The 23096-nt window shown below is 63.3% G+C and carries 19 protein-coding genes; 5 read left to right on the top strand and 14 right to left on the bottom strand.

From position 1 onward, the window contains the following. Positions 1-2: 2 nt before the first annotated feature. From LQ249_RS12075 to LQ249_RS12060, 4 genes are all read right to left on the bottom strand, one after another. Complete coding sequence (locus LQ249_RS12075) at positions 3-881, bottom strand: ABC transporter permease (RefSeq protein ID WP_169881419.1); 879 nt, start codon at positions 879-881, stop codon at positions 3-5. Next, entirely contained in the window at positions 878-1819 is a 942-nt protein-coding gene (locus LQ249_RS12070) for an ABC transporter permease (protein ID WP_046383952.1), read from the bottom strand. The genes LQ249_RS12075 and LQ249_RS12070 overlap by 4 nt, the downstream gene beginning before the upstream one ends. A 9-nt stretch (positions 1820-1828) precedes the next feature. Then, positions 1829-3412 carry an ABC transporter substrate-binding protein gene (locus LQ249_RS12065; protein ID WP_046383953.1) on the bottom strand — a complete coding sequence of 528 codons (1584 nt, stop codon included), beginning with the start codon at positions 3410-3412 and terminating at the stop codon, positions 1829-1831. Positions 3413-3595: 183 nt separating this feature from the next. Continuing rightward, positions 3596-4477 (bottom strand): hydrolase, encoded by an 882-nt coding sequence (locus LQ249_RS12060; RefSeq protein WP_046383954.1) that lies wholly within the window; start codon positions 4475-4477, stop codon positions 3596-3598. 130 nt (positions 4478-4607) lie between these two features. Between LQ249_RS12060 and LQ249_RS12055 the strand changes: the two genes are divergently transcribed. The 3 genes from LQ249_RS12055 to LQ249_RS12045 all read left to right on the top strand — a co-directional run bounded on the left by LQ249_RS12055 (position 4608) and on the right by LQ249_RS12045 (position 7775). Then, complete coding sequence (locus tag LQ249_RS12055) at positions 4608-5486, top strand: LysR family transcriptional regulator (protein WP_079443503.1); 879 nt, start codon at positions 4608-4610, stop codon at positions 5484-5486. Between the two features lie 247 nt (positions 5487-5733). Beyond that, positions 5734-6795, top strand: coding sequence for an aromatic ring-hydroxylating oxygenase subunit alpha (locus LQ249_RS12050; RefSeq protein ID WP_057005585.1), 1062 nt, complete (start codon positions 5734-5736; stop codon positions 6793-6795). A gap of 29 nt (positions 6796-6824) precedes the next feature. Further along, entirely contained in the window at positions 6825-7775 is a 951-nt protein-coding gene (locus tag LQ249_RS12045; RefSeq protein WP_017847927.1) for a PDR/VanB family oxidoreductase, read from the top strand. Positions 7776-7781: 6 nt separating this feature from the next. Here the strand turns inward: LQ249_RS12045 and LQ249_RS12040 are convergent, their stop codons facing one another. From LQ249_RS12040 to LQ249_RS12015, 6 genes are all read right to left on the bottom strand, one after another. Further along, positions 7782-8495 (bottom strand): GntR family transcriptional regulator, encoded by a 714-nt coding sequence (locus tag LQ249_RS12040; RefSeq protein WP_046383958.1) that lies wholly within the window; start codon positions 8493-8495, stop codon positions 7782-7784. Positions 8496-8575: 80 nt separating this feature from the next. Further along, positions 8576-10330 carry an acyl-CoA dehydrogenase family protein gene (locus LQ249_RS12035; protein WP_126589351.1) on the bottom strand — a complete coding sequence of 585 codons (1755 nt, stop codon included), beginning with the start codon at positions 10328-10330 and terminating at the stop codon, positions 8576-8578. A gap of 42 nt (positions 10331-10372) precedes the next feature. Continuing rightward, positions 10373-11614, bottom strand: a complete 1242-nt coding sequence (locus LQ249_RS12030) for a thiolase family protein (protein WP_079443500.1) — start codon at positions 11612-11614, stop codon at positions 10373-10375. Next, positions 11611-13485 carry a feruloyl-CoA synthase gene (locus tag LQ249_RS12025; RefSeq protein WP_046383961.1) on the bottom strand — a complete coding sequence of 625 codons (1875 nt, stop codon included), beginning with the start codon at positions 13483-13485 and terminating at the stop codon, positions 11611-11613. The genes LQ249_RS12030 and LQ249_RS12025 overlap by 4 nt, the downstream gene beginning before the upstream one ends. A gap of 62 nt (positions 13486-13547) precedes the next feature. Beyond that, entirely contained in the window at positions 13548-14996 is a 1449-nt protein-coding gene (locus LQ249_RS12020; RefSeq protein ID WP_232566487.1) for an aldehyde dehydrogenase, read from the bottom strand. Positions 14997-15104: 108 nt separating this feature from the next. Further along, a complete protein-coding gene (locus LQ249_RS12015) occupies positions 15105-15935 on the bottom strand; it encodes a p-hydroxycinnamoyl CoA hydratase/lyase (RefSeq protein ID WP_017847933.1) in 831 nt (276 codons plus the stop codon). A 213-nt stretch (positions 15936-16148) separates the two neighbouring features. Here LQ249_RS12015 and LQ249_RS12010 point away from each other — a divergent pair, with 213 nt between their 5' ends. After that, a complete protein-coding gene (locus tag LQ249_RS12010; protein WP_046483785.1) occupies positions 16149-16637 on the top strand; it encodes a MarR family winged helix-turn-helix transcriptional regulator in 489 nt (162 codons plus the stop codon). Positions 16638-16641: 4 nt separating this feature from the next. Here LQ249_RS12010 and LQ249_RS12005 read toward each other — a convergent pair whose 3' ends face one another. Continuing rightward, on the bottom strand, positions 16642-17967 hold the full coding sequence (locus LQ249_RS12005; protein WP_057005581.1) for an OprD family porin: 1326 nt from the start codon (positions 17965-17967) through the stop codon (positions 16642-16644). Positions 17968-18282: 315 nt separating this feature from the next. On the opposite strand from LQ249_RS12005, the gene mhpT reads away from it, so the two are divergent. Beyond that, a complete protein-coding gene (gene mhpT / locus LQ249_RS12000) occupies positions 18283-19512 on the top strand; it encodes a 3-(3-hydroxy-phenyl)propionate transporter MhpT (RefSeq protein WP_017847936.1) in 1230 nt (409 codons plus the stop codon). Here the strand turns inward: mhpT and LQ249_RS11995 are convergent. From LQ249_RS11995 to LQ249_RS11985, 3 genes are all read right to left on the bottom strand, one after another. Then, positions 19509-20456 carry a SphA family protein gene (locus LQ249_RS11995; protein ID WP_017847937.1) on the bottom strand — a complete coding sequence of 316 codons (948 nt, stop codon included), beginning with the start codon at positions 20454-20456 and terminating at the stop codon, positions 19509-19511. The genes mhpT and LQ249_RS11995 overlap by 4 nt on opposite strands. A gap of 81 nt (positions 20457-20537) precedes the next feature. Then, a complete protein-coding gene (locus LQ249_RS11990; RefSeq protein WP_057005578.1) occupies positions 20538-21305 on the bottom strand; it encodes a coniferyl-alcohol dehydrogenase in 768 nt (255 codons plus the stop codon). Between the two features lie 57 nt (positions 21306-21362). After that, a complete protein-coding gene (locus tag LQ249_RS11985) occupies positions 21363-22838 on the bottom strand; it encodes a benzaldehyde dehydrogenase (RefSeq protein ID WP_232566486.1) in 1476 nt (491 codons plus the stop codon). Positions 22839-23096 lie beyond the last annotated feature (258 nt).

Below are 23096 nucleotides of genomic sequence, written 5' to 3'. Positions count from 1 at the left end.
GATCATTTCCTCATGCGCGGGTCGAGACGATCGCGCAGGGCATCGCCGAACAGGTTGATGGCAAGCAGTGCCAGGCTGATGAAGAGGCCGGGGAAGATCCCGAGCCAGGCAGCCGATGCGATATAAGGCCGGCTGGCCGCCAACATGCTGCCCCAAGTGGCCGCCGGTGGCGGTACACCCAGCCCGAGGAAGCTCAAGGCGCTTTCCGAGAGCAAGGCCCAACCGAACATACTGGTGGCCAACACACACAACGGTGCCAGGCAGTTGGGCGCAATGTGCCGCAGCATGGTGTAGAACTCGGAGTTGCCGATCACCCGCGAGGCTTCGACAAACTCCAGTTCGCGCAGCGACAACACACTGCCGCGCACCACCCGCACCACCGACGGCGTATAGGCGATCCCCAAGGCCAGAACGATGCCGTACTGGCTGGCGCCGATGATCGCCATGATCCCCAGGGCCATGAGGATCCCGGGGAATGCCAGCAAGGCGTCGTTGAGCATCATCAGCACCCGGTCGGTCCAGCCGCGCAGGTAACCGGCCAGCATGCCGATCAGCGTTCCGGCCACCACTGCGAAACTCACCGACAGCAGGCTGATCCACAGGCTGGTGCGCGCCCCCATCATCATCCGGCTCAAGGCATCGCGACCGAACTCATCGGTGCCCAGCCAGTGCGCCGCACTCGGCGCCTGGAACCGCGCGAGCAAATCCAGGCGCAACGGTTCGTAGGGCGTCCAGACCAGGCCGAGCAAGGCCATGCCGATCAGGATCAGTAACAAGCCCCCGCCGATCAGGGCGTTGAGTGGCGGGTAACGCCAGGCGCGTCGGGCCGGCGCCTCGACACTCCGCGCCGGCTCAGCTGGCAGCGTTCGCTTGGCACTCATAACTTCACCCTCGGGTCGAAGAGCGGATACAGCAGGTCGACACACAGGTTGACGAGCACGTAGATACAGGTAATCAGCAGCAAGCAGCCCTGCAACACCGGATAGTCCCGGGCGAAGATCGAGTCCACCATCAGGCGCCCGACGCCCGGCAATGTGAACACCGTTTCCAGCACCGCAATGCCGCCGAGCAGGTTGCCCAGGATCAAGCCCACCAACGTCCAGGTCGGCGCAAAGGCGTTGCGCAAGGCATGGCGCCACAGCACCGCACCTTCGGACAAGCCTTTGGCGCGGGCATGGGCGATATAGTCCAGGCGCAGCACTTCAATCGTGCTGGCCCTGGCCATGCGGGCGATGGCGCCAAACTCCACCAGGGTCAGGGTGACAATCGGCAGCACCAGATAGGTGATCGCCTTGAGCGGATCATCCGCAAACGTCACGTAACCCACCACCGGCAGCCAGCCCAGCTTGATCCCGAAGGCATACAGCAGCAGCAGGCCGAGCCAGAAACTGGGAATCGACAACAACAACGTCGCGCCGGCCACCAGCCCCAGGTCCATCGCGCTGTTCTGCTTCCAGGCGGCAAACAGGCCTACCGGCACGGCAATCAGCGTGGCCAGCGCAACCGCTACCAGTACAATCGTCGCGCTGACACTGAAGCGCTCGAGCAACAGCGGCAATACGGCTTGTCGCGTGCTGATGGAGAACCCCAAGTCACCGCTGAGCACTGACTTTATCCAGATCAGGTATTGGGTCACCACCGAGTGATCCAGCCCCAGCGAACTGCGCATTTGTGCCAGGCTCTGGGCATCCGCCATGTCGCCCAGCATCAACAATGCAGGGTCACCGGGGATGAAGCGGATCAGTGCAAACACCATCACCGATATCAGCAACAGGGTGGGCACAGCCATCCCCAGCCGATGCAATATGAATCGAAACATGGGAACGCCCTACTTTGATGTTGCCGCCAGCGACACGCCCCACAGGCGCGGTTTAGAGATCGGCCAGGAGCGATAGCCCTCGATGCCGGCTTTTACGACACCGATACTGGTGCCGTTGTAAATCATCACCATTGGCACATCGGCCAGCATCAGCGTGTGCAATTGATCGAACAGCGCTTGACGTTTTGGCGCGACGGACTCGCTCTGGGCTTCACGCAACAACACCAGCGCCTTGGGGTTGTCCCAGACTTTGCGCGGTTCCTTGTCTTTGTTCCCCGTCACCGACTCATAGCTCAGCGCCGCGTCAAAGCGTGGCGAATACGAGAACGCCATCATCTGGAAGTTGCCGCTCTGATAACGCTCCAGTTGGGCGCCCCACTCCAGGGTTTCGAGCACGATATTCACCCCGACAGCCTGGAGCATTGCCTGGCTCAAGACGCCCATGTCGAACATCTGCGGGTAGCGCTTGTTGACGATCAGCTTGATCGGCTGGCCGTGGTAACCCGCCGCTTTGAGCAGGCGCCGGGCCTCGTCGAGGTCGTAGGGGTAACCCGTATGCGCCGTCGCGTCGTAATACGCGCTGGTGGTCGGAATGATCGAGTTGTTGACGGTGGACAGGCCATTGGAAAGCGTTGCGACCATCTGCGAATAGTCCAGCGACAGCGCCACGGCGCGGCGAATACGCACGTCGCCGAGCAACGGGTCACGGGTCTGGAACAGCAGCCCGCCGAGCGTCATCACCGGGCTGGTGCGTACCTGCATGCCGGGGACATTTTTCAACTCCGCCTCATCCATTGCGGTCACGTCCGGCAGTACGTCGACACCGCCGGAAAGCAGTGCGGCCTTGGCCGAGGCGGCGTCCGGGATGACCACAAACCGCACGCGGTCAACGAACGCTTGCTTGTTCCCGGTAAAGCCGTCCGGCTTCGCTTCGGCGCGCGGGGTGTAGTCCTTGAAGCGGTTCAACTCGACGTACTGGCCTTGCTTCCACTGACCGAGGGTGAACGGACCGGTGCCAATCGGCGCGATCCAGGTGCCATCGGCCGCGACCGAATCGGGATGCACAATGCCGCTGCCGCCACAGTCGGGCCGGGACATGGTTGCCAGCAGCACGCCGTTGGGCTTATCGATGCGGAACACCACCTTGAGCGGTTCCGGAACCGAGATGTCGAGGATTTTCGAGACCCCGCGCCCATCAAACTCCGGCAGGCAGCGCCATTGGGTTTTCGGGTCGAGGTAGTGCTGCCAGGTCCACTTCACGTCCTCGGCGGTCAGGGGCTTGCCGTTCTGGAACTTGACCCCTTCACGCAGGGTGAAGGTATAGGTGAGCCCGTCGTCCGAGATCGTGACGTCTTTAGCCAGCATCGGCCCGACTGACGCATCTTCGCGGTAGGCCACCAAACCTTCGACGATGTGCATGATGAACGCATCGGAGTTTTCATCGCGATTGACCCCAGGTTCAGTGCTGCGGATATCACCGTTGAAGCCAACCTTGATCAGGCTCGGTTCGCCGGCTTGCAGAGTAAGGGCGGCAAGGCACAGACTGAGGGTCGGCACGCCGAAATACAGGGCTTTTTTGACGTAGTGATGCATGGGAGAAAGACTCCTTGAACAAAATTTTCCGGTCGATGGACTAAGCCATGGGCAGGGCCGGGAGCGGAATGGGTAGGTCGTGATTATTTTTATAGCAACCGATCGCGCGTACTTTTGTCAGATACCAACGCAATCATCAGGGACGTCAATTGCGCCCCTTGCACCTCTTTACAGCGGTATCGATCAACGCCGGCCGCGACGAACTCGCAGCACCTCGGCGAAAAAGTCCTGGGCGGCCGGCATCGCCTTGATCCCCTGATGAGCCACATTGGGCAGCACATCGAAACGCACCTTGACCCCCTGAGCCTCGAAACTCGCCTTGAGTGCCGCCAGCCGTTCAGGCCGCGTGCAACCGGCGCTATTGGCGCCGGGCATGTAATGTTTGCCGCCTTCGCGGTGAGTGATTTCCCAGGTTTCGAGGTCGGCCTCGCCCACCACCATATGAATCGGCACCTGGCGCAGGGCGTCGAGGTCCAGTGGCTTGGCAAACCGGGTCTCGAAGTCGCGCACACCGACCCACCAATTCTGCTTGGGGTCCAGCAAGGTCACCGAGCCTGGCGCACCGATCGAGGCGGCCCACAGCTTCTCGGGGTGCAGGTAACAAAACCGGTGGCTGAACTGTCCGCCACCGGAGTAACCAAACAGGGCGAACGTATCGAAGCGGCGGTTGTACTTCTGGCCGACGCTGGCGACCATGTCCAGCAGGACTTGGTCGTAACGGATATCGCCTTCCACCAATTGCTTGTAACCGTCGCCGTTGCCATCTCCCAGCACCCCCACCGGAAACAGTGGCGACAGAATCACACAATCGTTCCAACGACCAAATTCGGCGAAGCCATTGCGGTAGATTTCCATGGCCCGGGTTGAGCCGTGCAACGACACCACGAGGTCGACCGGGCGCTCAGGGTCCTCAATCGAGGCGGGTACATACAGCGTGTAGGCAAAACGGCTATCGGCAGTGTGCGAGTACACCGTCGTGGCGCCGAGGTGATAAACACTCTTGGCGGCTTGGCTCGCCACTGCATCGGCGGCGGGATTGATTGCTTCATTCGACTGGCTTTTCATAGGGTCATCGCTGCTTCCAGAACAGCGTCCAGTATTCTGCCGCGCCAGACGAAAGAAAATCTAAATTACCTTTATCCAACATAAACAAACCCTTTACCATCCCTGGCACTGAACCCGTCGGAAACACCCAATGAGTACCATCCGTTTTCTGAAAACCTTCATTGCCGTCGCGCAATACGGCAGTTTTGCTGCCGCAGCAGATCGAGTGTCCCTGACCAATGCCGCCGTCGGGCAACAAATGCGTGCGCTCGAGGATGAGATCCGGCGCCCTCTGTTCGATCGCAGCCAGCGTCAGGTCAAGCTCAACCGTGAAGGCCTGCTGTTGCTGCCCAAAGCCAAGAAGCTGGTCGACGATTACGCGGCCATGGTCGCCGGCGACGATACTGACCTCACGATGGAAGGCGATGTGACGATCGGCGGGATCACCTCGGCAATGGGCTTGCTCGCCAACTGCCTGGTCAGGCTCAAGGAGGTTTATCCCAAGGTGTCCGTCACCCTGGTGACCGCGCGCTCGGACGAACTGGCGCACCGGGTTCTCACCGGAGAACTGGATGCCGCGCTCTTGATCGAGGCCACACGCCAGGACTTCAAAGGCTTGAGCTGGACAAGGTTGTACGAAGAACCGTTGGTGTTGTTGGTCAGCGCAACCCACTCGCAGGGCACCGACGATGCCATTGAACTGCTCAGGACACAGCCGTTCATTCGCTATGACAGAACCACCGCCGTGGGCCGAAAAGTGGAGCGCTTTTTCCGACGGGAAGCGATCGAGCCCAAGCAGATCCTTGAACTGAACTCAATCATCGGCATCGCGGAACTAGTCCGACAACGCGTCGGCATCGCGATTATTCCGCTGCTCAGAAACTTCGACTGGCAACACGACCCACAGCTGCGTGTCCTGGCGTTACCGGGTGCGGTGGAGCAGCGAACGGTCGGCATCCTCGAACAAGGCAGCAAAAGCCATATCACCGGTGAAGTGCGCAACTTTCTGATGGCGACAAACACCGAGTGAGCCTGCGCCCAGGGCCCTGCAAAAGCTCCGCGCCGTCACGCCGGCGTTGCCCAGCGTGAGCGGCGAGGTGCTCGGGCCGCACGGCGTGGCAGCCAGGCAAGCGCGCATTATGGATCCAGTAAATAAAAACTGATCGATAATCGCCCAAATAAATCTCGGCATTGCCGAACCACAGGTTGACTCCAAGTGACGCACTTCATTTAATGGATCCATTAAATAAGAACAATCACTCGCCTGGAGAGTCACCATGTACCCCAAGAACACGTGGTATGTCGCCTGCACCCCCGATGAAATCGCGCAAAAGCCGCTGGGTCGGCAGATATGCGGGGAAAAAATGGTGTTTTATCGCGGGCTGGAAGGCGCCGTCGTGGCTGTCGAGGACTTCTGTCCGCACCGCGGCGCGCCGCTCTCGTTGGGCTATGTGGAGAACGGCAAGCTGGTCTGCGGCTACCATGGCCTGGTCATGGGGGACGATGGCAAGACCGTCGAAATGCCCGGGCAGCGGGTGCGCGGGTTTCCCTGTAACAAGACCTTCGCCGCGGTGGAACGCTACGGTTTCATCTGGGTGTGGCCCGGCGATCAGGCCCTGGCCGACCCGGCGTTGATCCACCACTTGGAATGGGCCGTGAGCGACCAGTGGGCCTATGGCGGCGGTCTGTTTGACATCCAGTGCGACTACCGCCTGATGATCGACAACCTGATGGACCTGACCCACGAAACCTACGTCCACGCCTCCAGCATCGGCCAGAAGGAAATCGACGAAGCGCCGCCTGTGACCACGGTCGAAGGCGATGAAGTCGTCACCGCCCGCCACATGGAAAACATCATGGCCCCGCCGTTCTGGCGCATGGCCCTGCGTGGCAATAACCTCGCCGATGACGTGCCGGTGGACCGCTGGCAGATCTGCCGCTTCACCCCGCCCAGCCATGTACTGATCGAAGTCGGCGTGGCCCACGCCGGCAAGGGCGGCTACCACGCCGCGCCCGAGCACAAGGCCGCGAGCATCGTGGTGGACTTCATCACCCCGCAAACCGAGACATCGATCTGGTACTTCTGGGGCATGGCGCGCAACTTCAACCCTCAGGACCAGGCACTGACCGCCAGCATTCGCGAAGGCCAGGGCAAGATTTTCAGCGAAGACCTGGAGATGCTTGAACGCCAGCAACAGAACCTGCTGGCCCACCCGACGCGCAATCTGCTCAAGCTCAATATCGATGCCGGTGGCGTGCAGTCACGCAAGGTCCTCGAACGGCTGATCGCCAAGGAGCGCGCCCCCGCGCCGCAACTGATCACCACGACCCGCGCCTGAACCGCGCGCTAACGCTACGAGGACTGAACATGATCGATGTGGTGGTGGTATCCCGCAACAACGAAGCCCAGGACATTTGCAGCTTTGAATTGGCCCGCGTCGATGGCCAGGCGCTGCCGGCCTTCAGCGCTGGCGCGCATATCGACGTGTACCTGCCCGACGGCGTGGTCCGTCAATATTCCCTGTGCAATCACCCGGAAGAACGGCATCGCTACCTGATCGGCGTGCTCAACGACCCGGCCTCCCGTGGCGGCTCCCGTTGCCTGCACGAACACATACAGAAGGGCGCCCGCCTGCAGATCAGCGAACCGCGCAACCTGTTCCCGCTGGCGCACGAAGCCCGACGCAGTCTGCTGTTCGCCGGCGGCATCGGCATCACCCCGATCCTGTGCATGGCCGAGCGCCTGGCCCATGTCGGAGCTGACTTCGAACTGCATTATTGCGCCCGCGCCAGTGAACGCGCCGCCTTTGTGCAACGCCTCAAGGACTCATCGTTCGCCGAACGCGTGTTCCTGCATTTCGACGAGCAGCCCCATACGGCCATGAACACCGCCCAGGTGCTGGCGGCGCCCGACGCCAACGTCCACCTGTATGTGTGCGGCCCCGGCGGTTTCATGCAGCATGTGCTCGACAGCGCTCGGGCCCAGGGCTGGCAGGAGGAATGCCTGCACCGCGAATACTTCGCTGCGGCGCCGCTGGACAGCAGCCTCGACGCAGGGTTTTCGGTGAAGCTCGCCAGCAGCGGCCAGGTCTTCGACGTACCCGCCGACCGGAGCGTGGTCCAGGTCCTGGAAAGCCACGGTATCGAGATTGCCGTGTCGTGCGAACAAGGGATTTGCGGAACCTGCCTGACCCGCGTGCTCGAAGGCATACCGGAGCACCGCGACCTGTTCCTCACCGAGCAGGAACAAGCGCTGAACGACCAGTTCACCCCCTGCTGCTCGCGCGCGAAAACCCCGCTGCTGGTGCTCGATCTCTGAAAGGCGTCACGCCGTGGGCAAAATGACCTTCATCCGCGCGTTGGCGGTCGCGGAACCGAAGATCTCGGCATAGCGCAAGGTCGCGTTGGCGTGCTCGCGCATGATCGCTTCGGCCCGCGCGCCCTGGCGATTGACCAGGGCATCGAAGACCGAGTGATGTTGCATGTGGGCATAGTTGAAACGCCGGTATTCGCGGACCATGTCGTCGCGATCCACCGCCAGCGCGGTGACCGATGCGAACGGCAGGTGATCATTGCGTGCCAGTGCGTCGGCGATCGCCGGGTTGTGGCTGCCTTCCACAATGACGCGGTGAAAGCGCATGTTCAGGTCGTGATAGACCTCAAGGTCGTCCTCGGTCACGTACCCTTTGTCGAACAGTTGATCGCCTTCCACCAGGCAGCGCTCGAGCGTGGCACGCGCCGCGGCGGACAACCCGCGCTCGGCGGTTTGACGCGCAGCCAGGCCCTCGAGCACGCCACGCACTTCGACGGCGCCGGCAATGTCGTCCGGGCTGACCGAACGCACCTGATACCCACGCCCGCCAAACGGCACCAGCAGCCCTTCCTGCTCAAGGGTACGGAACGCCATACGCACGGGCATGCGTGACACACCGAACAGTTGCGCCGTGGGAATCTCCATCAGCCGCTCGCCCGCCGCCAACTCGCCGCTGGCGATCATCTTGCGCAGTGCAACCAGCACCAATTGACCGGGTTTACTCATCCAGGCAACTTCCAGAAAACGTGGGTCGCCATAGTACCGCTAGTAGTACCGCAAGTAGTACCGTAAGCATCCGCCCTCCGTCAGACGAACGCCAACGCCGCGCGTGCCGCGTCTATCGCGCCCAGGTGCTGCGCCAACCGGGACGGCAGGTAATCGAAAAAGAACCCGGCGCTTTGCAGCTTGGCGGCGCGCAACGGATCGTCCTCGGGCAATGCCCGGGAAACCCGAGCGGCCCGCGCCCATGCCAGGGCCAGCAGGGCCACGCCGCATAACTGGAGAAAGTCCGGCGCGGCCCGATAGGGGTACTCGCTGTCTTCCAGCGCCCGTTCACGTATGGCCTCGACCACACGGGCCAGCGCGTCACACAGGCTGCCCAGCGCGTCGGCGAAACCTGCACACGCGGCGCATTGGCCGCCCTGCCCGGCCTCGGTGCGCAGCACTGCCAGCAGCAAGTCGAAGGCTCGCCCCTCATCGCCCAGCACCTTGCGCAGCAGCAGGTCATTGGCCTGGATCTCGTTGCTGCCCTCATAGATCATCGCGATGCGACTGTCGCGCAGCGTTTGCTCGATGGCGAACTCGGCGACGTAGCCGTAACCGCCGAAGACCTGCAAGGCATTGCTCGCCTGACGGAAACCCTGCTCGGTGAAAAACGCCTTGATGATCGGCGTCAGCAACTGCGCCAGTTGACCGGCGCACGCTCGCGCTTGCGGGTCCGGGTCGTGCTCGGCCTGATCGAGTAAATGCGCGGCCCAATAACCGATGGCCCGCATCCCCTCGCTGGCCGTGCGCAACTCCAGCAACACGCGGCGCATCGCCGGGTGATAACGGATAGGGTCAGCCGCTTGGGCCGATGCCCCTTGCGGCCTCGACGGCGCACGCATTTGCACGCGCTCGGCGGCGTATTGCGCAGCGTTCTGCCAAGCCGCCTCGACATGCCCCAGGCCTTGCAGGCCGACATGCAGGCGCGCCGAGTTCATCATCACGAACATCGCCGCCAGGCCGCGGTTGGCGTCGCCGATCAGCCAGCCTAGGGCGCCGTCGAACACCAGCGAGCACGTGGCGCTGCCCTTGATGCCCATCTTGTGTTCAATGCCGTCGCAATGCACAGCGTTGGCCTGGCCGTCGTCCAGTCGCTTGGGCACCAGGAACAGTGAAAGGCCGCGACTGCCCGGCGGCGCATCGGGCAGGCGCGCCAGTACCAGGTGCAGGATATTGGGCGTGAGGTCGTGCTCGCCGCCGGAGATAAACAACTTGTTGCCCTGCAGGCGATAACGGCCATCGCCCTCGGGGGTCGCGCGACAGCGCAGCAACCCAACATCGCTGCCGGCCTGGGGCTCGGTCAGGCACATGGTGGGCAAGGCATGCCCACTGATGATCTCGGGCAAGTAACGCGCCTGCAACCAGGGCGCGGCGTGGGTCTTGAGGCAGAGGTAGGCACCGTGGGCGATCCCGGTGTACATGGCCCACGCGTGGTTGCTGGCGTAGAGCATCTCTTGCAGCGCCGCGTCGAGCAGTTGCGGCAACCCCTGGCCGCCCTGCCCTTCAGCGCACGCCAAGGCCGGCCAGCCACCGTCGACATAGGCGCGATAGGCCTCGGCGAAACCGTCCGGCGTGCTGACCTGGCCGGCGTTCCAGCGACAGCCTTGACGATCGCCGCTACTGTTCAGGGGCGCCAGCACCCCCTGGCTGAAGCGCGCCGCTTCCTCCAACACTTGAACGGCGAGAGACATGTCCAACGCTTCGAACGCCGGAACATGGCTCCACGCCTGGGGGGCTTGCAGCCAATGTTCAAGCACAAATTGCATATCGCGCAGCGGCGCCTGATAGCTCCACATGGCAAACCTCATCGAATAAAAAGGAGTTACACCGTTGAACGCTCAACCGCGATAGGCCGGGTTCTCGATCAACAACGCCATGCCCTGCCCACCGCCGACGCAGGCAGCGGCAATCCCGTAGCGCAGGTTGTGCCGGCGTAATTGCCCGGCCAGCGTCATGACCAAGCGCAGGCCGGTGGCGGCCAATGGATGCCCCACCGCCAGCGAACCGCCCTGGACGTTGAGCCGGGTGCTGTCCAGCTCCAGTTCCTGGGCCACCGCCAATACCTGGGCCGCCTGCGCTTCGTTGATCTCAAAACGGCCGATGTCATCCAGGCTCAACCCGCTGCGATGCAGCAGCAAGCGGATCGCCGGCGCCGGACCGATGCCCATGAACTCCGGGGCCACACCGACCACGGCGCTGGCCAGCAGCCGGGCCAGGGGCACACGCGGGCAGGCCGAGGCGCGCCCGACCAGGGCTGCCGCCGCACCATCGACCACCGCGCAGCTGTTGCCAGCGGTTTGCACGCCATTGGCATGCACGGCGCGCAAGCGTGCCAGGGCCGCAAGGTCGGTGGGCCGTGGGTGGCTGTCCTGGGTGACGGCAGCGGCGCGGCGCGCCAGGCTGATGCCACGCGGCTGATACCCCTCCAACTCGAACACTTGGTTATCGACCGTCACGATCTCTTCAGCCCACGCACCGTCACGCTGCGCCTGCAACGCACGCTGATGGCTCGCGCAGGCGTAACGGTCCACAGCCTCGCGGCTCAGGCCATGGCGGCGCGCCAGGTGGTCGGCGGTGGCGATCATGTCCAGCCCCGGAGCCGGGTCGTATAGGGCTTCCCAGAGAAAATCCTTGAATTGCACTTCGCCACCGAGACGAAACCCATCCCGGTGGGTGTAGGCCGCAATCGGGTTGCGGGACATCGACTCACTGGCCACGCACAAGGCCAGTTGCACCTCGTCGCGCAGTTGCTCAGCGGCCTGGCGCAACAGCTCGAAACCCGTGGCGCAGATGCGCTGCACCCCCAGCGCCGGAACCGATTGCGCCACGCCGCTGTACAACCCGACATGCCGCGGCAGCAAATAGGCATCGAAGCTGGCCTGGGCCATGGAGCCGGCCAGCACGCTGTCCACCGCCAGCGGGTCGATACCGGCACGGGCCAGGACTTCACGGCCGACCTTGATCCCCAGGTCGATGGGCGAGACCAGGGACAAGGCGCCACCGAGGTCGACCCACGGCGTGCGTAGCGCCTCGTAAATCGCCACGTCGGCAAACGCCGAATATTGCCCCACGCCGCTCAAGGCTTGGGCTCGGCACGCAGGATCGCAGCATCTTCACCGCGATACAGCGCCTCGACCTTGGCCGCGCGCCATTGCAGTACCGCACGCTGGTTGATCGACCCCTTGTCGGTAATTTCCCCACGGTCGATAGACGCCGGCTCGTCGAGCAAGGCAATCCATTCCAAACGGCTGGCATTGCCGGTGGCGTCGCGATTGAGGCGCTGCAACCAGTCGCCGAACCATTGGCGCACCGGCGCGCTGGCGAGTACGTCGGCGTCGCTCGCGTCGGCGTTCAAGCCCGCCAGCCGGCGGCATTCGTAGAGCCTGGGGAAGACCAGGGCGCCCAGGCATTCGCGGTCCGGCGCGGCAATCACCAGGTCCTGCACATACGGCGAGCCTTCCAGCACCGCGCGATTGCGCAACGGCCCGACGCTGACAAACACCCCGGAGGACAGTTTGAAATCCTCGGCGATGCGCCCGTCGAACATCAGCCCCAGTTGCGGCCGATTCGGGTCGGCGAGCTTGATCGCGTCCCCCGAACAATAGAAGCCGTGCGGGTCGAACACCTCGGCGGTTTGTTCCGGCGCCCGCCAGTACCCCGGCATGATGTGCGGCCCGCGAAAGCGCCCTTCGAACTTGCCGTCCACCGGCACCAGGCGCACCTCGCAGCCCGGCGCGGGCAAACCGATATAGCCGGCCATGGACAACGGCCCGGTGGTGAAGGTGCAGGATGGCGCGGCTTCGGTCATGCCCAGCCCGGCCATCATGCGGATGCGTTCTCCGCAGTGCTGTTCGGCCACCCGGTCGAGGCGGTCCCAGACACTTTGCGACAGGCCCGCGGCGGCGAAGAAAAACAATTTCATTCGCGCAAAAAAGCACTCGCGCAACTCGGCATCCTGCTCCAGGGCGCTGACCAACTCTTCCCAACCCTTGGGCACCGTCAGATAGGCCGTGGGCGACACCTCCTTGAGGTTGCGCAGGGTCTCGGCAAACCCCTGGGCCGTGGGCTTGCCAGCGTCGAGGTAAAAGGTGCCGCCGTTGTAGAGCACGATGCCGACGTTGTGGCTGCCGCCGAAGGTGTGATTCCACGGCAACCAGTCCACCAGCACCGGCGGCTCTTCGCCGAACACCGGAAACGTCTGCAACAACATCTGCTGGTTGGCGCAGAGCATGCGTTGCGTGGTGATCACCGCCTTGGGCAATTTGGTCGAGCCCGAGGTGAAAAGAAACTTGGCGATGCTGTCCGGGCCGGTGGCATTGAACGCCTGATCGGCCGCACTGCCGCCCGGGGTTTGCAGCAGGCTCGCGAAGCTGACCTGGGTGCGTCCCGGCACATGGCCGCGCACGCAGATCAGCGGCGTCTCGGCCGGCAATACCGCGTCGATCGCGCGCTGGTAGGCCGCCGCATCGCTGACGAACACCAGCCCCGGTTGCAGCAGGTCGCATACATGCCGCAGCTTGGCGAAGTCCTGGGACAACAACGAATACGCCGGCGACACCGGGCAGTAAGGGATACCGGCGTACATCGCGCCGAGGGCCAGTTGCAGATGCTCGATGTCGTTGCCCGACAGCAACGCCAGCGGCTTGTCTGCCGACAGGCCGTAACTCAGCAAGGCCTGGGCAATCGCCCGCACGCTCTCAAGCATCTGCGCGTAGCTGACGCGACGCCAGTCACCATCGGCCTGGCGTGCGGCAATGAAGGTCTGCTCGGGACGCACCCGGGCCCAATGCACCAGACGATCGAGCAAGCGCGCCGGCAACTCGGCCAATGGCTCCAGGGAACGCATATGCAGCACGCCCTGCTCTTCAGTGACCGCCACCGGGGCGTGGCCGATGGAGACCTCGCGGTAGCGCGGTGCGGGCTGGGGTTGCGGTCTGAATTCGGAACTCACAAGGGTGTCCTCCAGCAAGGCGGATCACAGCCGCCTTGTTATTGTTATGTCGCGACGCCTGCTCAGATCGGGTAATGCCGCGGCCCGTTCTGCAAGGTCACCCAGCGCAATTGCGTGAAGTGTTCAATCGACGCCTTGCCGCCAAAGCTGCCGTAACCGCTGGACTTGACCCCGCCAAAGGGCATCTGCGCCTCGTCATGCACGGTCGGCCCGTTGATGTGGCAAATGCCCGACTCCACCCGCTGCGCCAGCGCCAGCGCACGCCCGGTGTCGCGGCTGAAGATCGCCGCCGACAGGCCGAACTCGGAGTCGTTGGCCAGGCGCAGCAGTGCTTCATCACCGTCACCGCGCAGCAACACCGCCACCGGGCCGAAGGATTCTTCGCGGTACAAGCGCATGTTCTCGGTGACGCCATCGATCAGGGTCGGCTGCAGGATGCTGCCCTCCAACTGGCCGCCCACGACCAGCCGTGCGCCCTTGTCCAGCGCATCGTCGATCAGGGCCTTGATGCGTGTGCCGGCGCTGGCATCCACCAGGGAACCCAAGACCGAATCCGCCGCCGCGGGGTCACCGGCGCGCAGGCTGGCGACCTTGGCGGTCAGCTTGGCGATAAACGCATCGGCGACCTTGGCATCGACAATCAGGCGCTCGGTGGACATGCAAATCTGCCCCTGGTTGAAGTAGGCACCAAACGCTGCCGCGGCAACCGCCGCATCCAGGTCGGCGTCGTCGAGGACCAGGAGCGGCGCCTTGCCGCCCAGTTCCAGCAAGGCCGGCTTGAGGTGACGCGCCGAGAGCTCGCCGACAATCCGCCCGACATGGGTCGAGCCGGTGAAGTTGACCCGGCGCACCGCCGGGTTGGCGATCAGCCGTTCGACAATCGCGGCGGCATCGGCCGGTGCGTTGCTGATGACGTTGACCACGCCATCGCCCAGCCCGGCATCCTGCAAGACCTGGCCAATCAGGCGATGCACTGCCGGGCTTAACTCCGAAGCCTTGAGCACCACGGTATTGCCGCAGGCCAGCGGCATGGCGATAGCGCGCGTGGCGAGGATGACCGGGGCATTCCACGGCGCAATCCCCAGCACCACGCCGCACGGCTGACGCAGGGCCATGGCGAAACTGCCGGGGACATCGGAGGGAATCACTTCACCGGTGATCTGGGTGGTCATCGACGCCGCTTCACGCAGCATGTTGGCCGCCAGGCGCACGTTGAAGCCATACCAGTTGGCCATGGCGCCGGTTTCGCCAGCGGCGGCAATGAATTCGGCGCTGCGCGCCTGCAAGTGTTCGGCCGCCTTGAGCAACCGGGTGCGGCGTTCGTTCGGCGCCAGCGCGGCCCAGCCGGGGAACGCCGCCTGGGCTGCGGCCACGGCGGCGTCGGCATCGTCCAGGGTCGCGGCGGCAACCCGCGAAACCACTTCACCGGTCACCGGGTTGCGACGCTCGAAGGTTCGACCGTCACGGGCGGGGCACGACCGGCCGCCGATCAACAGGGGCACGTCCAGCATGGTGATTCCTCTTTATTGTCTTTATGGGGAATGCATTCAAGCGATGTCACAGTAGCGCCAGGGTGAGGCGGCGAACAGCGGGATGCGCCCGCCATTCGCCGACTAGCCTCAGCGTTTGTACGTCTGCAGGCCGGGCTTGATGCTCTTGTCGTCGAGGAACTGCTTCATGCCCTGCTCGCGGCCGCCTTCGGTGTCGAGCAGGCGCGACTGATCGAGCTTGGCGTAGAGGTAATCCTCGTTCTGCTCCCAGGTCAGTTCGCGGCAACGCTTGAAGCCATGCTTGGCCGCCCGCAGCACCACCGGGTTTTTCTCCAGCAGGTTGCGCGCCAGTTCGATGGTCACTTCGCGCAGTTGCGCCAGCGGTACGCTTTCGTTGACCAGGCCCATCTCGGCGGCCTTCTGCCCGCCGAAGGTCTTGCCGGTCATGATGTAGTACAGCGATTGACGATGGCCCACGGTGTCGGCCATGGCCTTGCTCACCAGGTTGCCCGGTGGGATGCCCCAGTTGATTTCCGAGAGGCCGAAGGTGGCTTCGTCGGCGCAGATCGCCAGGTCGCACGCCACCAATGGGCTGAAGCCGCCGCCGAAGCACCAGCCATTGACCATGGCGATGGTGGGCTTGGCGTACATGCGCAGCAGTTTCCATTGCCATTGCGAGGCTTCGCGGCGGATTTTCTCCTGGAGGATTTCCGGGCCGGCATCCACTTCGCGAAAGTATTCCTTGAGGTCCATGCCGGCGGTCCAGGCTTCACCGGCACCGGTCAGTACCAGCACGCCGGCGTCGGGGTCCTGCTCCAGGGTTTCCAGGACGTCGATCATTTCGCGGTTCAGGGTCGGGCTCATGGCGTTGCGTTTTTCCGGGCGATTGAGAATGACCCAGGCAATGCCTTCCTCGATTTCAACCTTGACGGTGGTCCAACGGCCTTCGTAATTGCTCATGACGGTACGCTCTTGTTCTTGGTTGGAAGATGATTCGAAATTAAACCGCAAATATAGTTATGTCAATTAACTATTAACCTTGATAACCAATATTTTCCCCTTGTAAAACCTAAGCCGCTCGGGCGTTATGAAAAGCCGGCATAGCCATGGCTCGCGAACCTCGGCAAACTAGATAGCTTTCTTAACCTCCACCTTCTGAGGATTGCACTGTCAATGGCCAAGCCTTCCAACATCGCCGACGCCAACCTGGCCCTGCCCGACACCACCGAGGGGCGTGCGCCGCTGGATTCGGCCCTGGACGACCTGATCGGCTACGCCATACGGCGTGCGCAGCTCAAGCTGTTCCAGAACCTGATCGGTCGGCTTGCCGAGCACGACCTGCGCCCCGCTCAGTTCTCGGCCCTGGCGATCATCGAGCAGAATCCCGGCCTGATGCAGACCGACCTGGCTCGCGCGCTGGCGATTGAGCCGCCCCAGGTGGTGCCGTTGCTGAACAAGCTGGAAAGCCGCGCCCTCGCCGTGCGTGTGCGCTGCAAACCAGACAAGCGCTCCTATGGGATCTTCCTCAGCAAGACCGGCGAAACCCTGCTCAAGGCGCTCAAAGAGATCGCCGTCCAGAGTGACCTGGACTCCACCGCAGCCCTGGACGGTGAGGAACGTGCAGAGCTGCTGCGCTTGCTGAAGAAGGTGTATCAGGACTGACGGCTTACCAGAGCGCCACGGTGTAGAGCACCAGGAAACGGGTCTGGTTTTCATCGCGAAATGCCGCGCCAGCCGGGAAGTCATTGCGATAGATCGACTTGCGCGCCAGCAGCCCGACGTTCTTCAGCGGGCCGCTCTGGATCACGTAGCCCAGCTCCATCTGGAACTCGCGCTCCTTGCGATCCTCGGCGTTGAATGCCGCCAGCTCGATGTTATCGCCGCGCACGTAACGCAGCCGGCCCTTCAGGCCCGGTAAACCGGAAGCCGCGAAGTCATAGTCGTAGATCGCCTGCCAGGTGCGCTCCTTGGCGTTGAGAAAGTCCGAACTCATGGTCAGTTCGCTCATGCCCATCAGCTCCGTCCCGGAGATATAGGGCGTGGCCGTCTCCCCACTGGAATGCATGTAGCCCAGGCTGAATTTGTGACCGCCCAGGCGGTAGCCAAACAACGCCGAGAGGTTGCGGTTATCCACGTTCCCCGCCTTGGCGCTGCCGTCCTCACGACTGAAGAAACTGCGCAAGTCGCTGGTGAGCACGCCATCGCCCACGGGCAGATTGTGCAGCAACGCCAGGGTGTCCTGCTGGTAGAGGTCGGCTATCTGCGAGTGATAGGCGCGCAGGCTGAGGTCTTTGTTGACCTGGTAGTCACCGCCGACGTAAGCCAGGTGCGAAGTGGTGGCGGTGGCGTTGAAACGCCGGTTGGGCGAGGCGATGGTCATGGCCTGGTAGCTGGTGGAGTCGCGTTTGTTGATGCGGTCGATATAGCCGGTATTGAAGGTCAGGCCGTCGATATCCTTGGAGCTCAAGGTGGTGCCGCGAAAGGTTTGCGGCAGCAGGCGCGACGGGCTGGCAAAGGCGAACGGCAGGAAGATCGACACGTCACCGGTCTTCACGGTGGTTTGGGCAAACCGCATCTTGGCGGTCGGCGCCAGGCGCGAGTACTCATCGGCGGCACGCTTGTCGCTGGCCGACACCGGCAACAACTCGGTGCCGCTGCGGTCCGGCGAAGAATCGAGCTTGACCCCCATCAACCCGCGCACATCCAGGCCAAAGCCCAGCGGGCCTGGGGTGTACCCCGATTCCAGGTTGAGGATGAACGCCTGGGCCCATTCTCGCGCAGCGGTCTTTGCACCGTCGTCCTTGTAGTCGCGATCCAGATAGTAATTGCGCAGGGTCAAGGTGCCGTGGCTGTCGTCGATAAAGCCGGCCGCCCACAGCTGGGAGGGCAACACGCTCAAGGCCAGCAACGCCATAACCAGGCCTGGCTTGCGGTTCGACACACAGGAGACGGACGCCACTGCAACGGCGTCCTCCATCGGGAGTTTTGGCATGTTCGTTGTCCATTTTTTGTTGTTGTTTTTGGGGGTGGCACACGCTCGGCCCGCTCGGCTTCGCCAATAGAGAATGGAAACAGCCGACGGCACTCGTCAACAGCGACTGACCGATAATCGAACATTAATAAAGCTATCTATTTTTATGATGAACACTGACACGCATCACAACACCATGAATTTAAACAACTTATTTACTGTTTTTTGCATTTTTAATACGTCATTCATTTTTTAGTTATCTTTGTTATCTTAATCAGCAGCAGCCACTTGCGCTCGCCACCACAACAAAAACAACAACAACAATGAGGTTTGCCCATGGACAGTCCATCGCGTCGTTCGACGCTGACTATCGCGTTGTGCTTTATCGTTGCGCTGATCGAAGGGTTCGATCTGCAAGCCGCCGGAACCGCCGCCGCGGGGTTGCGCCAGAGTTTTGCCCTGGACCCGAAGATGCTCGGTTGGGTGTTCAGCGTCGGGATCATTGGCCTGCTGCCGGGGGCGTTCTTCGGCGGCTGGGTCGCCGACCGAATCGGGCGCAAGAAAATCCTGGTGATCGCCGTGCTGCTGTTCGGGCTGTTCTCGCTTTGCACCGCGTTTGTCGAAAGCTACTCGAGCCTGCTGTTGGTGCGCTTTCTGACCGGCCTCGGGCTGGGTGCCGCGCTGCCCAACCTGATCGCGCTGTGCGCCGAAGCGGTCAGCGAACGCAGCCGGGGTACCGCCATCAGTGTGATGTACTGCGGCGTGCCGTTGGGCGGCGCATTGGCGGCGGTGGTGGCGATGTTTTCCAGTGAGCACTGGCAGACCACCTTTATCATCGGCGGCCTGGCGCCCTTGCTGGCCGTGCCGTTGATGATCCTGCTGCTGCCCGAGTCCAATGCCTTTCGCCAACAGCTCGACAATACCCTCAGTGCCCGCCCCTCCACCCGCCAGGCGCTGTTCGGCGAAGGGCGCGCAGGCACCACGCTGGCCTTGTGGCTCAGCTACTTCTTCACCCTGACTGTGATGTACATGCTGCTCAACTGGCTGCCGTCGTTGTTGCTCGAACAAGGCTTCAGCAAACCCCAGGCGGGCATGGTGCAGATGCTGTTCAACATCGGCGGCGCCCTTGGCTCGCTGCTCGGCGGTGTCCTGCTGGACCGCTGCAATGCCCTCAGAGTGGTGCTGTTCGTGTATGCCGGGCTGCTCGCGGCCCTGGCCGGGGTCGGGCTGTCGGTGGGCATCGTGCCCATGGCCATCGCCGGTTTCGCCGCGGGCTTGTTCGTCATGGCCGCGCAGTTGGTGCTCTATGCGTCGGCACCGCCCTCCTATCCAACGGCGGTGCGCGCCACCGGCGTCGGTGCGGCCGTGGCCATCGGCCGGCTGGGCTCGGTGGCCGGACCGCTGGCGGCGGGACAACTGCTCGCCGCAGGTGCGGGCACCACAGGCGTCCTGCTGGCGACCTCCCCCGGGTTGGCGATCGCGGCGCTGGCTATCATCACCGTCATGGTGCGTAAGGCGCCACTGAACCTGTCCACCCCGGAAGCGGCCGGGCACACCAAAGCCTAGAACTTGTGCAGCCAATTGAGCACCAGTTTATTGCCCTCGGTGCGGTTCTCAGCCTGCTGTTCAAAGTAGGCGTTCACCGATAGCACGTTCTCCTTGTTGAAGGCGTATAACAGGCCTGGGCCCATGGCCCAGACCTTCTCCCGGCGCCCGCTCACGGCGTGCCCGTCCACCTGGGTGTCGGTGATCTGCTTCAACCAGTAGCCGTTCACCCCCACGCTCAGTTGCTGGCTCAAGGCATATTGCACGGTCAGGTTGGCATGCAACGCCTGGCCGGCCTGGGTATCGGAAACATCCCCAAAGCCGGCCTGCGGCTCATCATTCTTGCCATTCCACAGGTACATGAAACGCCCGCTCGCCGACCACTTCGGGCTGAACCAGTACGTTGCCGCGTAATACGGGTTGAATGACCAGAAGTTGCTGCCTGGGTTGATCGAGCGCTTGCGGTCATAGGCCCCCACCGGCACCGAGATATCGGCTTCGACACGTTGGGTCAACAACGGGCTGCCATCCGCGCGGCTCAGGGTCGGCAGTTGCAGGAAGGGCCCCACAGTCACATCACCAAACCCGGCGCGAGAACTCAGCGCCGCATTGTTCAAGCCATCGTCGACATCTGCGTGGACCAGGGAGGTGTTGATCAGGGTGAGTCCCGGCATCGCACCATTGGCCAGGGGTTGCCCGAGGTAGATGATCTGCGTGGTGGGCGCCACCACGTCCAGGTCCTGCCTGGGCAACGCCAGCTTGTGACCGTTGGCGTCATTGAAGCGGCTGGCTCGGGAGTACGTCAGGTATTCCTCCAGGTACCAGCCAGGGCCGGCCGGGGCCGGTGAGCCGTCGTAGAAACTGGTGCTACCGAGGTTGAGCCCGGGCAGGTCGTAAGCGTGTGCAATCGATGACAGTGCGACAAAAGGCATGGCCGCAACCGTCCGCAAGATAGGCTTGAGCATCTTGGATGTCCTGTATTTTTGTTGTTGTTCAAGACCCCCGGCGCGGAGGCGCCGCGCCGGGGTTTAGCGCCGTTGCAAGCGCTACACGTAGGTCGCGGCCAAGCCACCGTCCACCGGCAGATTGACCCCGTTGACCCAGCGCGCGGCGTCCGAGCAGAGGAAGGCAATCACCGCCGCCACCTCATCGGCCAGGGCTGGCCGGGTCATGCGCTGGCTGTCTGCGGCCACCCGTTCCGGCCCGAGCATGCTGACGAAATCACCGAGAATCGGGGTAAACACCGGCCCCGGCGCGACGCAGTTGATGCGTACCGAGTGATCGCGAAACCAGCCCTGGGATTGCTGGAAGCTCCACACGATCAGCGCTTCCTTGAAGTACTGATAACAGTTGTCCTGCTCCACCGGGTTGGCCGCCAGCCACTGCTGCCCTGCCTCGAAGCTTGGCGTCGCGGCCAGGGCCTTGTGCCGCTCCAGCCGTTGCGGCCATTGCGCACCGAGGACCGAGGCGACATTGACGATGCTGCCGCCCGCCGGCATGCGTGGCAGCAGCGATTGGGTCAGGTGCCGCAGCCCCAGGTAATTGACCGTGGCCACCGCTTGCAAGGGCGCCGTACCGGGCACGCCGGCAATGTTGCACAGCCCATCGATGCGCGCCGGCAGGCGTGCCACCAGCGCATCGATGCTGGCAGGGTCGCCCAGGTCAGCCTGGACGAAGCTATCCAGGGTCAGTTGCGGTGCATGGCGATCAACGCCGATCACCGTAGCCCCCTGGAAGCGCGCAAGCCGCGCCAGCTCGGCGCCAATGCCGGAAGCGACGCCAGTGACGATCAAGGTTTTGTTCTGCAGGTTCATGTTCAAGCCCTCTTGTTTTTGTATAGGCATGGGTGGATCAAACCGATGAGCCAGGGCTCAGAACGGATAGGCAGGCGGTGTATTTTTCAGCGTGACCCACTGCCACTGGCTGTACTCATCCCAGTCGGCCGGCCCGCCCACGCTGCCGCCATTACCGGAGGCTCCGCGCCCGCCGAACGGGTTGACGCATTCGTCGGCCACGGTCTGGTCGTTGATGTGCAACAGGCCGCAGTCAAGCCGCTCGCCGATGGCCATGGCGCGCCCGACCGACGGCGAGATGATGGCGGCCGACAGGCCGTACTCGGTGCGGTTGGCCAGTTCGATGGCCTCCTCGTCCGTGGCGAAGCTGACCACCGTGGCCACCGGGCCGAAGATTTCATCCTCAAACGCGCGCATCCCCGGACGCACGCCACTGAGCACGGTGGGCTGGTAGAACAACCGGTCATATTCGCCGCCCGCCTCCAACCGCGCGCCCGCTTGCAGGCTGTCGCTGACGATTGCGTGTACGCGCTGCAATTGCCGTTGGTTGATCAATGGGCCGAGCGCGGCCTCACCCCGGGCGGCATTGCCCACCGTCAACGCCCGGGCCTTGTCCACCAACTTGCGAGTGAGGCGTTCGGCGATGGATTCGTGGGCGAGAATCAAGCCGGTCGCCATGCAGATCTGCCCCTGGTGCATCCAGGCGCCCCAGGCGGCATTGCTCGCGGCCAGGTCGAGGTCGGCGTCTTCGAGAATGATCAGCGGGTTTTTGCCGCCCAGTTCCAGCGCGACTTTTTTCAGGTGTCGCCCCGCCACTTCGGCGACTTTGCGCCCCGCCGCCGTGGATCCGGTGAACGCAATCATCCGCACATTCGGATCGCGGCACAGCGCCTCCCCCTCCGGCGCAGCGCCGGGCAACACCTGCAGCAGGCCCTTGGGCAAGCCCGCCTCCTCGAACAGCCGAGCGATGAGAAAACCACCGCTGACCGGCGTCTGCGGGTCGGGCTTGAGCACCACCGCATTGCCCGCCGCCAGCGCCGGCGCCACCGAGCGCAGCGACAGGATCAGCGGAAAATTGAACGGCGAAATCACCCCGACCACGCCATGGGGCTGACGCCGCGCATAGGACAGGCGCCCGGCTTCACTGGGCAGCACCACCCCGTGCGGTTGGGACAACAGCCCCGCCGCCTGATGCAGCAGCACTATCGCTTCGCGCACTTCGTGTTCACCCTTGAACAATGCGCCGCCGGTTTCCCGCGCGACATACAGCGCCAGTTCCGCGAAGGACTGCTGAGCCAGGTCCGCCGCCTTGCGAAACACCTCGGCACGCTCCCGAGGGCCGAATGCAGCCCATGCCGGCTGCGCCAGGGCCGCGTTGCGGCAGGCGATGGCGATGTCGGCCGGGGTGGCCATGGCGCAGCGCATCAGGGGTTCGCCGGTGGCGGGTTCGATCACTGGGATCACGGACCCCGAGGCGGGTATCCAATCGCCGTTGAACAGGCATTCGGACGCAATGGCCCGCTGTAGAAAGTGAGTGGTTTCAGACACTGACATGGCAACTCCGAGTTCTTGTAATTGTCATCGCCTGCACAGGGTGCAAACGCCGCATCAAGCCTTGAGCAAAGGCTGTGCCGCTTGCGCGCAAAGCTGCTGACGTAACGCGTCGAGGGCTCTGGGTCGCGGCCCGCCGCGCCGCGCTCACACCCCACCGAGCGGTTGCCTGCAAGAACCGGGGCCCTGCCACTTGTTCAATTGATAAGGTTATGTTTAATAACTATCTGAGCAGTTACTCATATCGTTCACTCGCTTTGC

This window comes from Pseudomonas sp. 7-41 (assembly GCF_021233075.1).
Taxonomy (GTDB): domain Bacteria; phylum Pseudomonadota; class Gammaproteobacteria; order Pseudomonadales; family Pseudomonadaceae; genus Aquipseudomonas; species Aquipseudomonas veronii.
The sequence above is the reverse complement of the archived record's forward strand: the minus strand, read 5'-3'. Positions and strand labels throughout refer to the sequence as shown.